This is a genomic window from Flagellimonas abyssi (assembly GCF_019457905.1).
GTDB classification, from domain to species: domain Bacteria; phylum Bacteroidota; class Bacteroidia; order Flavobacteriales; family Flavobacteriaceae; genus Flagellimonas; species Flagellimonas abyssi.
Genome location: NZ_JAHZSV010000007.1, coordinates 118,975 through 131,357, shown reverse-complemented (window position 1 = coordinate 131,357; position 12,383 = coordinate 118,975). Strand labels below are relative to the sequence as shown.

At 42.0% G+C, this 12,383-nt stretch carries 13 protein-coding genes and 1 tRNA gene; 12 read left to right on the top strand and 2 right to left on the bottom strand.

Features of this window, described 5'->3' with window-relative positions; all coding sequences use genetic code 11:
• Positions 1–2: 2 nt before the first annotated feature.
• Both galE and K1F36_RS07005 read left to right on the top strand, forming a co-directional pair.
• The gene (gene galE, locus K1F36_RS07010) at positions 3–1,019 is read left to right on the top strand and encodes a UDP-glucose 4-epimerase GalE (RefSeq protein ID WP_220113177.1); all 1,017 of its coding nucleotides are present in this window, start codon (positions 3–5) and stop codon (positions 1,017–1,019) included.
• 41 nt (positions 1,020–1,060) lie between these two features.
• Positions 1,061–1,417 carry a hypothetical protein gene (locus K1F36_RS07005; RefSeq protein ID WP_220113176.1) on the top strand — a complete coding sequence of 119 codons (357 nt, stop codon included), beginning with the start codon at positions 1,061–1,063 and terminating at the stop codon, positions 1,415–1,417.
• 7 nt (positions 1,418–1,424) lie between these two features.
• On the opposite strand, the gene K1F36_RS07000 is transcribed toward K1F36_RS07005, so the two are convergent.
• Positions 1,425–2,525 carry an acyltransferase family protein gene (locus K1F36_RS07000; protein ID WP_258538967.1) on the bottom strand — a complete coding sequence of 367 codons (1,101 nt, stop codon included), beginning with the start codon at positions 2,523–2,525 and terminating at the stop codon, positions 1,425–1,427.
• A gap of 209 nt (positions 2,526–2,734) precedes the next feature.
• Between K1F36_RS07000 and K1F36_RS06995 the strand changes: the two genes are divergently transcribed.
• On the top strand, positions 2,735–5,539 hold the full coding sequence (locus K1F36_RS06995; protein ID WP_220113174.1) for a 2-oxoglutarate dehydrogenase E1 component: 2,805 nt from the start codon (positions 2,735–2,737) through the stop codon (positions 5,537–5,539).
• A gap of 22 nt (positions 5,540–5,561) precedes the next feature.
• Positions 5,562–6,797, top strand: a complete 1,236-nt coding sequence (gene odhB / locus K1F36_RS06990) for a 2-oxoglutarate dehydrogenase complex dihydrolipoyllysine-residue succinyltransferase (protein ID WP_220113173.1) — start codon at positions 5,562–5,564, stop codon at positions 6,795–6,797.
• A gap of 70 nt (positions 6,798–6,867) precedes the next feature.
• On the opposite strand, the gene K1F36_RS06985 is transcribed toward odhB, so the two are convergent.
• Positions 6,868–7,308 (bottom strand): retropepsin-like aspartic protease family protein, encoded by a 441-nt coding sequence (locus K1F36_RS06985; RefSeq protein WP_220113172.1) that lies wholly within the window; start codon positions 7,306–7,308, stop codon positions 6,868–6,870.
• 75 nt (positions 7,309–7,383) lie between these two features.
• Between K1F36_RS06985 and K1F36_RS06980 the strand changes: the two genes are divergently transcribed.
• The 8 genes from K1F36_RS06980 to K1F36_RS06945 all read left to right on the top strand — a co-directional run bounded on the left by K1F36_RS06980 (position 7,384) and on the right by K1F36_RS06945 (position 12,328).
• Positions 7,384–7,983: a hypothetical protein gene (locus K1F36_RS06980; RefSeq protein ID WP_220113171.1), complete on the top strand. Its 600-nt coding sequence runs from the start codon at positions 7,384–7,386 to the stop codon at positions 7,981–7,983.
• A 4-nt stretch (positions 7,984–7,987) separates the two neighbouring features.
• Positions 7,988–8,755, top strand: a complete 768-nt coding sequence (locus tag K1F36_RS06975) for a TatD family hydrolase (RefSeq protein ID WP_220113170.1) — start codon at positions 7,988–7,990, stop codon at positions 8,753–8,755.
• Between the two features lie 3 nt (positions 8,756–8,758).
• Entirely contained in the window at positions 8,759–9,790 is a 1,032-nt protein-coding gene (locus tag K1F36_RS06970) for an asparaginase (RefSeq protein WP_220113169.1), read from the top strand.
• Positions 9,791–9,856: 66 nt separating this feature from the next.
• Positions 9,857–9,944: transfer RNA gene (locus K1F36_RS06965), tRNA-Ser, on the top strand.
• Between the two features lie 77 nt (positions 9,945–10,021).
• Positions 10,022–10,750, top strand: a complete 729-nt coding sequence (locus tag K1F36_RS06960) for a MotA/TolQ/ExbB proton channel family protein (protein ID WP_108246355.1) — start codon at positions 10,022–10,024, stop codon at positions 10,748–10,750.
• Between the two features lie 26 nt (positions 10,751–10,776).
• Positions 10,777–11,214 carry a hypothetical protein gene (locus tag K1F36_RS06955; RefSeq protein WP_220113168.1) on the top strand — a complete coding sequence of 146 codons (438 nt, stop codon included), beginning with the start codon at positions 10,777–10,779 and terminating at the stop codon, positions 11,212–11,214.
• Positions 11,215–11,225: 11 nt separating this feature from the next.
• A complete protein-coding gene (locus tag K1F36_RS06950) occupies positions 11,226–11,831 on the top strand; it encodes an ExbD/TolR family protein (RefSeq protein WP_220113167.1) in 606 nt (201 codons plus the stop codon).
• A 14-nt stretch (positions 11,832–11,845) separates the two neighbouring features.
• Complete coding sequence (locus tag K1F36_RS06945) at positions 11,846–12,328, top strand: ExbD/TolR family protein (protein ID WP_108246352.1); 483 nt, start codon at positions 11,846–11,848, stop codon at positions 12,326–12,328.
• Positions 12,329–12,383: the final 55 nt, after the last annotated feature.

Below are 12,383 nucleotides of genomic sequence, written 5' to 3'. Positions count from 1 at the left end.
AAATGAAAATACTCGTAACAGGTGGTTTGGGCTTTATTGGTTCCCACACCGTTGTTGAACTACAGAATGAAGGTTTTGAAGTAGTCATTGTGGATAACCTTTCCAACTCATCCATCAAGGTGTTGGATGGTATTGAGGCCATTACAGGAAAGAAACCTCTTTTTGAAGAATTTGACCTTCGTGATAAGCCCAAGGTCCAAGATTTCTTCCAAAAACACGGTGATGTTGCCGGAGTGATTCATTTTGCGGCATCCAAAGCGGTGGGAGAAAGTGTGGAAGAACCACTTCTGTACTACGAGAACAACCTTGGTGTACTGGTCTATATTCTTCAGGAGTTGAAGAAAAAGGGAGGTGCAAGCTTCATTTTTAGTAGTTCCTGTACGGTTTACGGTCAAGCGGATGAAATGCCGATAACTGAGTCAGCCCCGGTTAAACCTGCTGAATCCCCATACGGGAATACCAAGCAAGTGGGAGAGGAAATTATTAGGGATACCTGCAAGGTAAACTCAGACCTTAAAGCCATTGCATTGCGATATTTCAATCCGATCGGAGCGCATCCATCAGGAAAAATTGGAGAATTGCCCATCGGTGTTCCTCAAAACTTGGTTCCTTTTATCACCCAAACAGGCATTGGACTTCGCGAGCAGCTTTCTGTTTTTGGCGATGATTACCCCACGGAAGATGGTACCTGTATCAGGGATTACATCCATGTTGTTGATTTGGCCAAAGCCCACGTAGCGGCATTGCAACGTCTTTTGAAGGATAAAAATGAAACTAACTACGAAGTCTTCAATCTCGGAACAGGAAAGGGAAGTTCTGTATTGGAGGTGATACAAAGCTTTGAACGTGTTTCTGGGGAAAAACTCAATTACAAAATTGTGGATAGAAGGTCGGGAGATATAATCCAAGCCTATGCCAATACCGAAAAAGCAAATGATGTCTTGGGATGGAAAGCAAAATCCAGCCTCGATGATGCCATGAAATCAGCTTGGGAATGGGAGAAAATAGTAAGAAGTTAGGGTGCTGTAATCCCAAATCTTGATTTGTACGTAGATAGAGTATGCTTCCCAACTACAATAACAGTTTGGAGTTGCTGGAAAGTGTCCAGCAAGAGCAGCTCTATCAAAAACTTTTGATGCAGCTCAAAAAGGATTTTGAATTGGCCAATGTGCCTATTAACCTTCCTTTGGATATAGCTCCCGAGGAACTGAAAAGTATTATTCACGAAAAAATCTACTTTTTGATTGTGGAAAAGTTTCCAGAATATCTCAACCTATTATATGTGGTGGATATTTCGGAAAATGAAATTAAAAGGATAGCTCCATCCGATGTTGTTGACATTTCGGCGGAGGTATCCTTTTTATTGTTGAAAAGGGAATGGCAAAAAGTGTGGTACAAGGCCAAATATAGCGGCTGACCTTTGGTCATACCTTTACATAAATGCCTTTTTTGTCCATAAAGTAGCCCACGGCCCAACAAGTGAGCATCACCCAGAGTGCAAATAGCAAAGAGCCCATATGTCCGCCGGACCACGATATAAATATGTTGTCGGCAATCCATCTGTATAAAGATTCTCCATTGATATCGATAGCGAAAAGGGTTATGATGAACAATTCCGATAGCAAGTAAATGAACAGGGTGTTTTTACCGAAAACTTCAAAAAAGTAACTCCAGCTTTTGGCTTTTTTCATGTCCAGGATATAAATAAGGATGGCGATTGCAAAAAGGTCGATGCCACAGGTGAGCAATACAAACGAGCTTGTCCAAAGTTTTTTGTTGATGGGCAAAATAAGGTCCCAAGCCAATCCTGCGAATACAAGGGCAAACCCGAACATCATCAATTTGGCTACTGTTTCATAATTCTGTCCGTTGTTCTGGATGAATCTACCCGCCAAATAACCAATGATCACATTTACAATAGATGGGAGTGTGCTCAGCAATCCTTCGGGATCAAAAGCAATGCCTTCGCCGTGGTACATGTGGTTTGGTCCAATTAACCATTCATCCAATTTAAGAACCGCATTTCCTGTCAATGTAAGGTCTCCAAAACCAATTAGGATTAGGTGGTAGCCAACCAAAAATGCCAAGCTCAGCCAAATGGCCGTTTTGGTCTTTACAAAATATAGGATGATGGAGGCGAACATATAGCATAGCGCAATGCGTTGCAGAACCCCAAAGACCCGCGTCTCCGAAAATGGTTTTAATTGTCCATCGTCAAAAAAGGGATACCAATACATTAAAAAGCCCAGTAAAAAAATAATGGCCGTCCGTTTCAAAACTTTTTTGAAAAACGCAGGTGTACCCATACTTTCATACTTTTTCATGCTAAAGCTCATGGCATTTCCCACCACGAACAAAAAAGTTGGAAAAACAAGGTCGGTCAATGTAAAACCGTTCCATTCGGCATGTAATAAAGGAGAAAAGGTGGTAGAGCCATTTCCTGGGGAGTTGACTATGATCATTAAGGCAACGTCAAGTCCTCTGAAAACATCGAGGGAAAGGTATCTGTTTTTAAGTTTGGACATATTAGGTTGGTTTAGCTGGTCGGTCAAGTTAAATTATTTTTAGTTTCCACTGTTAATTTCAGTTAAAAATTTCATTTTTATTGCTTTACTGTTTATTCTGTGATATAGTTGTAAATTTGAGTAAGAAATTCACGGGAATACAAGTATATAAATGCTAAAACCCGTATTTTTGACAAAATTTTCCATAAAGTTTTGGAGAAACAGAAAGAATGGACAAATATTCATTTTTAAATGCTGCGCACACTTCATTTTTTGCGGAGCAATACGAAAAATATCTAACGAATCCCGATACTATTGAGCCCAGTTGGAGGGCTTTTTTTCAAGGATTTGATTTTGGTTTGGAAGGTTCCCTCGAAGATTTGGGAATCGAATCGGATAAGGGTGATGGCGGCATGGTCGTGCTTTCCAATGGACGGAAAGTGGAAATGCCGGAAACCTTGCAAAAGGAGTTTCAGGTCATCCGCCTTATTGATGGTTACCGTTCCCGTGGGCACCTCTTTACTAAAACCAACCCGGTAAGGGAAAGGCGCAAGTATGAGCCTACCTTGGACATAGACAACTTTGGTCTTAACCAAGAGGATCTCGACACCGTTTTTGATGCAGGAAAAATACTGGGTATTGGCCCTGCATCCCTAAAGGAAATTATTCGCCATCTGGAGAGTATTTATTGTGATGCGATAGGGGTCGAGTACATGTACATCCGAACCCCGGAGCGTATCCAGTGGATTCAGGATTGGCTCAATAAGAACGACAACCATCCCGATTATAGCCCGGAGGAGAAGAAGAACATCCTTAGAAAATTGAACGAAGCTGTATCTTTTGAGAGCTTTTTGCATACCAAATATGTGGGACAAAAACGATTTTCGCTCGAAGGAGGTGAATCTCTGATTCCAGCTTTGGACGTAATCATTGAAAAAGCGGCCGACAAGGGCGTAAAGCAATTTGTAGTGGGTATGGCCCACCGAGGACGTTTGAACGTGCTTACGAATATTTTTGGGAAGTCGCCAAAGGACATCTTTAGCGAGTTTGATGGTAAGGATTACGAAGAGACCATTTTTGACGGGGACGTAAAGTACCACTTGGGATGGACATCAAAACGTGAGACAGATTCAGGGAAAATGGTCAACATGAACATTGCCCCGAACCCATCTCACTTAGAGACTGTAAACTCCATCGTCGAAGGGATTTCTAGAGCCAAACAGGATCGTGACCATAGCGAGAATATCTCCGAAGTACTCCCGATTTTGATTCATGGCGATGCCGCTTTTGCTGCCCAAGGAGTCGTTTACGAAACAATTCAAATGGCCCGTTTGGACGGGTATACCACAGGAGGTACCATACATATTGTAGTGAACAACCAAATTGGGTTCACAACTAACTATTTGGATGCAAGGTCGTCGACCTATTGTACGGATGTTGGAAAAGTAACCCTTTCGCCAGTACTTCACGTAAATGCAGATGATGCTGAGGCCGTGGTGCATGCCACCACCTTTGCCTTGGAATATAGGATGCGATACAAACGTGATATTTTCTTGGATTTATTGGGGTACAGGAAGTATGGTCATAACGAGGGCGATGAGCCTAAGTTTACCCAGCCATTGTTGTACAAATCAATTTCCAAGCACGATAACCCAAGGGATATTTATGCGGCCAAATTGATAGCCGAGGGAATAATCGATGAGAACTACGTAAAAGAGCTTGAGGAAAAATATAAGAACGATCTCGAAGAGAATCTTTTGGATTCCCGTAAAATCGAGAAGACCAGAATAACCCCTTTCATGCAAGATGAATGGGAAGGTTTTGAGCAAGTGACCGAAGAGGTGATGCTTAAACCTATGGATACCACGTACGACCTCAAGAAATTGGATGAGATTGCCAAGAGCATTACCAAATTGCCAGAGGACAAAAAGTTCTTGAGAAAATTGGTCAAGTTGGTAGATGGTCGCCATACCATGTATTTTGAGGATAACAAACTCGATTGGGCGATGGGCGAATTGTTGGCCTATGGTTCGTTGATAGAGGAAGGTTACGATGTTAGGATGACAGGTCAAGATGTGGAAAGGGGAACCTTCTCGCACAGGCACGCGGTCATCAAAACGGAAATGCACGAGGAAGAAGTAGTGCTGTTGAACGAAATGGGCGATAACCAAAACGGTAAGTTTCATATCTATAACTCATTACTCTCAGAATATGCCGTTATGGGATTTGATTATGGCTATGCCATGGCAAGCCCGAAAACATTGACCATTTGGGAGGCACAGTTTGGGGATTTCAGTAACGGAGCCCAGATTATTATAGATCAATATTTATCATCGGCAGAGGATAAATGGAAGCTGCAGAACGGATTGGTGCTGTTGTTGCCACACGGTTATGAAGGTCAGGGAGCGGAGCACTCATCGGCACGTATGGAGCGATACTTACAGCTTTGTGCCAAGGACAATATGTTCGTGGCGGATGTGACCACGCCGGCCAACTTGTTCCATCTCTTCCGTAGACAAATGAAGGCCAACTTCCGTAAGCCTTTGGTGGTGTTTACGCCCAAAAGTTTGTTGAGGCACCCTAAAGTAGTGTCCACTAAAGAAGAAATGGCCAACGGTAGTTTCCAAATGGTGATTGATGACGCTGATGCAAAAGCGGCCAAGGTAAAAACATTGGTGTTCTGTACTGGTAAATTCTATTATGATCTTCTGGACAAACGTGAAGAGTTGGAAAGAGATGATGTAGCTTTGGTACGTGTGGAGCAATTGTTCCCATTGCCGGCTGAAGAAATGCGAAGCATTATCAAAAAATACAAGAACGCCGACGATATTGTTTGGGCACAGGAAGAACCAAGGAATATGGGGGGCTGGAGCCACATGTTGATGCATTTGGACGAGGCCAAGCAGTTTAGAGTGGCTTCCCGTAGGTTCTACGGAGCCCCTGCGGCAGGTAGTGCCGTTCGCTCAAAAAGACGTCATGCCCAAGTGTTGGACTACGTTTTTGACAAGAGTAAGGATAACATGCAAATAAGATAATTCAAGTATAAACTATAATAGAATGGTTTTAGAAATGAAAGTTCCCTCACCGGGGGAATCCATTACAGAGGTAGAAATCGCCGAATGGTTGGTAGAAGATGGAGACTATGTGGAGAAGGACCAGGCCATAGCCGAAGTAGATTCGGACAAGGCAACATTGGAGCTTCCTGCGGAGGAGAGCGGAATTATTACCCTTAAGGCCGAAGTGGGGGACGCCGTAGCTGTTGGTGAGGTGGTTTGCCTTATCGATACAAGCGCCGAAAAACCCGGAGGCTCATCGGATAAATCAGATAAAAAGGAAGAATCCAAGAAAGAGGAGTCCAAAAAGGAGGAACCTAAAAAAGAAGCCCCGAAGAAAGAGGAACCTAAAAAGGAAACTTATGCTTCCGGTACCCCATCACCAGCGGCCAAGAAAATATTGGACGAAAAGGGAATCGATTCTTCTTCCGTATCAGGTAGTGGAAAAGATGGGCGTATCACCAAGGACGATGCTGTAAAAGCTGTTCCGTCCATGGGAACTCCAACAGGGGGTAACCGAGGTGAAAGCCGTTCCAAATTGTCCATGTTGAGAAGAAAAGTGGCCGAAAGGTTGGTCTCTGCCAAGAACGAGACCGCGATGTTGACCACCTTCAACGAAGTGGACATGTCCGCTATTTTCGAGTTGAGAAATCAATACAAGGAAGAGTTCAAAAATAAGCATGGAGTAAGTCTAGGATTTATGTCCTTCTTTACCAAAGCGGTAATCCGAGCATTGGAAATGTATCCGGCGGTTAATTCCATGATTGATGGCAAGGAAATGATCACCTACGAATTCTGTGATATCAGTATTGCAGTGTCAGGACCTAAAGGTTTGATGGTTCCCGTAATCAGAAATGCAGAAAATCTTACGTTCAGAGGAATCGAATCCGAAGTAAAACGTTTGGCCATCCGTGCTAGGGAGGGTGAAATCACGGTTGATGAAATGACCGGCGGTACCTTTACCATTACCAACGGAGGTGTATTTGGTTCTATGTTGTCTACCCCGATTATCAATCCACCACAAAGTGGAATCTTGGGAATGCACAACATTGTGGAACGTGCCATTGTTAGGGATGGTGCCATTGCCATAGCACCTGTAATGTACGTTGCGCTTTCTTATGATCACCGAATTATTGATGGTAAAGAATCCGTTGGGTTCTTGGTCGCTGTAAAAGAAGCCTTGGAAAGTCCAGAAGAATTGTTGATGGACGGAAACGTGAAAAAAGCGTTGGAATTATAATCTAAATATTAAATAGAAAGGTCGCTGAGCGAAGTCGAAGCGATATCGTGAAATCTATAAACAAATGCCTTTACTTTTTTAAGTAGAGGCATTTTTTATTGTAATCGATTACGGCCTTACCTTTTTTCAGTAGATCCGCACCGATGATTCCATCAACGGGCAGGGCATTGTGGGAAACTAAAGCTTGATTCACGTGGGTAAGATCAAAAAGAACGACCTTCTGTTTTTTCTTTTTCCAGTCCCCGATCTGTATTTTGTTCTTGATGGAGATCAAAGTTTCCATTTCCGAAGCACCAGCTCCAGCGGCTTTAATGTCTGTGGCTTCCGACGCCATTTCAAAAAACGCAATTTTGTCCATCCCCACGCAGGTATTGGATGCTCCGGTGTCCAAAATAAACTTGCCCGTAACACCATTGATACTGGCAACGAGTTCAAAATGGTTGGTTTCGGTCAATACCAAAGGTATATTTATGTAGTCTTTGGATTTAAGGAAATTTTTGAGTGATGCCATAGGCAAATATACGCTTGAGGAATCTTTAATCCGAACAAAGTTTTGGGACGTCTAAGATAAGCCTATTTTTGTGTTATGATTGAATTCAGTTTTAAGAAGATTGCCGTCATCGCTGTGTGCGCGGTAATCACCATGTCCTGTAATCAGAAGCATAAGGAAATGGATACGGTGAAAATTGCCGAAAATTACGTCAGCGCCCTGAACACATCCGATTATAAGGAACTGGTCGAGTTGTTTTTGGACAGCATACGGTTTAATGAAATGGACCATGTAAGGGCTTTTAGTAAAGAGGGCTATCGTTCTTTGTTTCAGTGGGATTCCGTGTTCCGTCCAAAATATAAGATCCTGGACATTAACAAAAGTGGGGACAGCCTTGAATTAAAAGTCTCAAAGGCATGTGATAGGATTCTTTTTCTGCAAGAAGAACCCTTCGTTAGCCGTGAAATCATGAAAATCAAAAATGGCAAAATTTATAGTATTGATATCGTCGAATATGTCGATTTCAAGGATTCTTTGTGGACTGCCAAACGGGAAAATTTGGTGTCTTGGATAGCAGAACATCATCCTGAATTGGATGGATTCATTTATGACCAAACCAAGGAAGGTGCGGTAAAATTTCAAAAGGCCATAGCTTTTTACAGGACCAGAAAGAATTCAATACGTGTTCAAGAATAATAGAATGATCATAACCGATACCCATACCCATTTATATAGTGAAGCCTTTGACGAGGATAGAGATGAAATGATGCAGCGGGCCCTAGATGCCGGGGTGGAGCGCTTTTTTATCCCTGCCATCGATTCAACCTACACCCAATCCATGTTGGATTTGGAAAGAAATTATCCGGACAATGTGTTTTTGATGATGGGCCTGCACCCAACCCACGTTAAGGAAAATTATAAGGAGGAGTTGGCTCATGTAGAAGAGTGGTTGTCCAAGAAAAAGTTTTACGCCGTGGGCGAAATAGGGGTAGACCTGTATTGGGACAAGACCTTTTTAAAAGAGCAGCAGGAGGCCTTTGCCCATCAGATTCGGTTGGCGAAAAAGCATCAGTTGCCCATAGTGATCCATTGCCGTGATGCCTTTGATGAGGTGTTCGAAGTATTGGAACAAGAAAAGGACGAGGAGCTCTTCGGGATTTTTCACTGTTTTACGGGGACTTTGGAACAGGCGCATCAAGCTTTATCATATAATATGAAGTTAGGAATTGGAGGCGTGGCGACGTTCAAAAATGGTAAAATAGACCAGTTTTTGAACCAAATCGACCTGAAACATATTGTTCTGGAAACCGATGCACCATATTTGGCACCGGCGCCTTATCGGGGAAAGCGGAACGAAAGCTCGTACATTATCAAGGTATTGGAAAAACTCTCTTCCATATATAGTATGCCCGAAGAAGAAATCGCTACAATCACTACGGAAAACTCCAAGCAAATATTTGGAATCTGATCTATGAAAAAGAAGACCAACATATTACTGATCTATACAGGAGGAACCATTGGTATGGTAAAGGATTATAAAACCGGTGCGCTCAAGGCGTTCAATTTTGACGAATTGGTGAAAAATATACCGGAGCTGAAGCAATTGGATTGTAATCTAAGGGGTGTTTCTTTTGATGAACCCATCGATTCATCTAACATGAACCCTGGTTATTGGGCTCAAATTGCCTCCATAATTGAAGGGCATTACGAGGAAAATGACGGTTTTGTGGTGCTTCATGGTAGCGATACCATGAGCTATTCGGCATCTGCCCTTAGTTTTATGTTGGAGAATCTGGAGAAGCCCGTAATTTTTACAGGATCGCAGTTGCCCATTGGAGATTTGCGAACAGATGCCAAGGAAAACCTGATTACTTCCATAGAAATTGCCGCCCTTCGGAAAAAAGGGAAGCCCGTTTTACGCGAGGTCGGTCTATATTTCGAATATAAGCTCTATCGTGGCAATAGAACTACCAAGATAAATGCGGAACATTTTGAAGCTTTCAATTCCTTAAACTACCCCCCTTTAGTGGAGTCCGGTGTCCATTTAAATGTCCATGATAACTATTTGATAAAAAAAGTCACCAAAAACAAGTCGCTCCAAGTACATAAAAAGATGGATGATAGGGTTGCGATTTTGAAGCTTTTCCCGGGAATCAATCAAAATGTGCTGCAATCGGTGCTGAATATTCCCGATTTAAAGGCATTGATACTGGAAACCTATGGTGCTGGAAACGCTCCAATGGACGAATGGTTTTTAAATGCAATAAAAAAAGCCGTGGAAAATGGATTGCACATAATTAACGTTACCCAATGCTCTGGGGGCAGTGTTTCTATGGGGCATTACGAAACCAGTGAAAAACTGAAGGAGATGCAACTGGTTAACGGCAAGGATATTACAACGGAGGCTGCCATAACAAAAGCGATGTACCTATTAGGGACGGGGGTTCCCGACAAATTGTTCAAGACAATTTTTGAGACGCCCCTTCGTGGTGAGATGGTGTAAAATTAACGCATCAAATTTCTATAACTAATAATTTTTTCGTTTATTGGTCGGCCTAAATGGAACAATAGAGAGGTGGCCGAGTGGTCGAAGGCGCACGCCTGGAAAGTGTGTATACACCAAAAGTGTATCGAGGGTTCGAATCCCTTCCTCTCTGCTAGGTATTTTAATTTTTCAATTGTAAAATTTTTATATCTTTATATTATTAACTAACTAAATTTAAGTTTAAGTAAAATGAAAAAAATATCCTTTACTCTGGCTGCTGCTGGAATGTTTGTGATGGGAACAACAACTGCATCTGCAGCAATGTTACAAGAAGAAGCTGAAGCCAGCGCTAGCTTCACCCAAGTATTGAAAGAGCAATTTATCCAAGGGGGTCCTGCCTTCATGGGAATTGTACTTCTTTGTTTGATCTTGGGATTGGCTGTTGCCATCGAAAGAATTATTTATTTGAATTTGGCAACTACCAACTCTACCAAATTGAAGCAACAAGTTGAGGACGCTTTGGCTTCTGGTGGTGTTGAGGCAGCCAAAGAGGTTTGTAGAAACACAAAAGGACCAGTTGCTTCTATCTACTACCAAGGTTTGGATAGAGTGGATGAAGGACTAGAATCTGCAGAGAAAGCTGTTGTGGCTTACGGTGGTGTGCAAATGGGACAATTGGAGAAAAACGTTTCTTGGTTGTCTTTGTTTATCGCTATTGCTCCGATGCTTGGGTTCATGGGTACGGTAATCGGTATGATCGCGGCCTTCCAGAAAATTGCAGCAGTAGGTAACTTGAGTGCATCTTTGATTGCGGGAGATATCCAGGTGGCGTTATTGACAACCGTATTCGGTTTGATCACAGCGATTATCCTTCAGATTTTCTACAACTATATTATTGCAAAAATCGATAGTATCGTAAACGATATGGAAGACAGCTCAATCGCTTTGATTGATATGTTGGCTGCCCACAAGAAATAATTACGAATTAAAATCTATCGAGAATCATGAATAAAATAGTAAAAATATTGCTCATCGTCATCGGATTGGTAGCAGCCGTACTTTGGTTCTCTCTTCCGTCTGCCGATGATCCAAATGCCATTAATAGTGGTGCAATGAACTTCATGTTCATTATAATGTACATCCTTTTGGCTATTGCCGTGATCACTTCTTTGGTGTTTGGTCTGGCAAAATTGTTTACCACAAAAGGAAGTGTTAAGAAAGCCCTTTTTGCCATTGGCGGATTAGCTATTATTGTAGCTATATCTTACGGGATTTCTTCAGATAATATGGCTGTGGTCGAAACAATGTCCGAAAGAGGTATTGAGACCACGGAAGGAACTGTGAAAAACATTGGAATGGGATTGAACGTATTTTTCATCCTTACGCTTATAGCGGTAATTCTAATGATAGTACCAGGTTTGAAAAGAATGTTTGTAAAGTAAAAAGTTGAATTATGCCTAGAAGAAAAGGTGCGCCGGAAGTAAATGCCGGTTCCATGGCGGATATTGCATTCCTTCTGCTTATCTTTTTCTTGGTGACCACCACCATTGAAACAGATGCAGGTTTGGACCGTATGCTACCGCCAATAGAGCCGCCAGAGCAAGATGTTGTGATCAAGCAGAAAAACATTTTTACTGTGAACATCAACAGAAATGGACAACTTTTGGTTGAGGATAATTTGATGGAAATTAAGGATTTGAGAGACGCGGCCACCGCCTTTTTGGAAAACGGCGCCGATGGATCTTGCACTTATTGTAAAGGTAAGAAGGATCCTTCTTCATCAGATAACCCAACAAAAGCGATCATTTCGTTGAAGAACGATAGGGAAACCAAGTATAGTACATACATAACCGTGCAAAACGAGTTGGTGGGTGCTTACAATGACTTGCGTAACCGTGAAGCTCAGCGTTTGTATGGTTCCGATTTTACAACGATGGAATCCAAATATTTGGATCCAGAGACACCATCAAACGTAAGAGATGAACTGAAAGATAAAGTAAAGCGTATCCAAGATATGTTTCCACAAAAGCTTTCAGAAGCAGAAACAACAACCGATTAAAAACTATATTTAATATGGCTAAGTTTACCAAAAAGAAGGAAGGAGATTTACCAGCGGTGTCAACGGCTTCGTTGCCAGATATCGTTTTCATGCTACTTTTCTTCTTTATGACAGTGACCACGATGAAGGATAGTTCTTTAATGGTTGCCAACACCCTTCCAAACGCTTCGGAAATTAAGAAGTTGGAAAAGAAGGATCGCGTTATTTACATTTATGTAGGGACACCTACTCAAGAATATCAAAAGGTTTTTGGAACAGAACCAAAAATCCAATTGAATGATAAATTTGCCAATGTGGACGAAGTAGGTTCATTTATTTTGGCAGAACGTGCAAAGAAACCGCAAGAACTTCAAAATGTATTGACTACTGCTTTGAAGGTTGATAAAGAGGCCAATATGGGCCTAATTACCGACATTAAGCAACAATTGAGAGAAGTAAATGCCCTTAAAGTGAATTATACCACTTATGAGGGAGATGCTTTTAACAATCTACAGTAGGCAATAGCTTAGATTTAGTGGGAAACGCTCCAAATTTTTAATTTGGGGCGTTTTT

Coding starts and splice junctions, on each gene's coding strand:
- galE (WP_220113177.1), top strand. CDS start 3: ATGAAAATACTCGTAACAGGTGGTTTGGGCTTTATTGGTTCCCACACC.
- K1F36_RS07005 (WP_220113176.1), top strand. CDS start 1,061: ATGCTTCCCAACTACAATAACAGTTTGGAGTTGCTGGAAAGTGTCCAG.
- K1F36_RS07000 (WP_258538967.1), bottom strand. CDS start 2,525: ATGTCCAAACTTAAAAACAGATACCTTTCCCTCGATGTTTTCAGAGGA.
- K1F36_RS06995 (WP_220113174.1), top strand. CDS start 2,735: ATGGACAAATATTCATTTTTAAATGCTGCGCACACTTCATTTTTTGCG.
- odhB (WP_220113173.1), top strand. CDS start 5,562: ATGGTTTTAGAAATGAAAGTTCCCTCACCGGGGGAATCCATTACAGAG.
- K1F36_RS06985 (WP_220113172.1), bottom strand. CDS start 7,308: ATGGCATCACTCAAAAATTTCCTTAAATCCAAAGACTACATAAATATA.
- K1F36_RS06980 (WP_220113171.1), top strand. CDS start 7,384: ATGATTGAATTCAGTTTTAAGAAGATTGCCGTCATCGCTGTGTGCGCG.
- K1F36_RS06975 (WP_220113170.1), top strand. CDS start 7,988: ATGATCATAACCGATACCCATACCCATTTATATAGTGAAGCCTTTGAC.
- K1F36_RS06970 (WP_220113169.1), top strand. CDS start 8,759: ATGAAAAAGAAGACCAACATATTACTGATCTATACAGGAGGAACCATT.
- K1F36_RS06960 (WP_108246355.1), top strand. CDS start 10,022: ATGAAAAAAATATCCTTTACTCTGGCTGCTGCTGGAATGTTTGTGATG.
- K1F36_RS06955 (WP_220113168.1), top strand. CDS start 10,777: ATGAATAAAATAGTAAAAATATTGCTCATCGTCATCGGATTGGTAGCA.
- K1F36_RS06950 (WP_220113167.1), top strand. CDS start 11,226: ATGCCTAGAAGAAAAGGTGCGCCGGAAGTAAATGCCGGTTCCATGGCG.
- K1F36_RS06945 (WP_108246352.1), top strand. CDS start 11,846: ATGGCTAAGTTTACCAAAAAGAAGGAAGGAGATTTACCAGCGGTGTCA.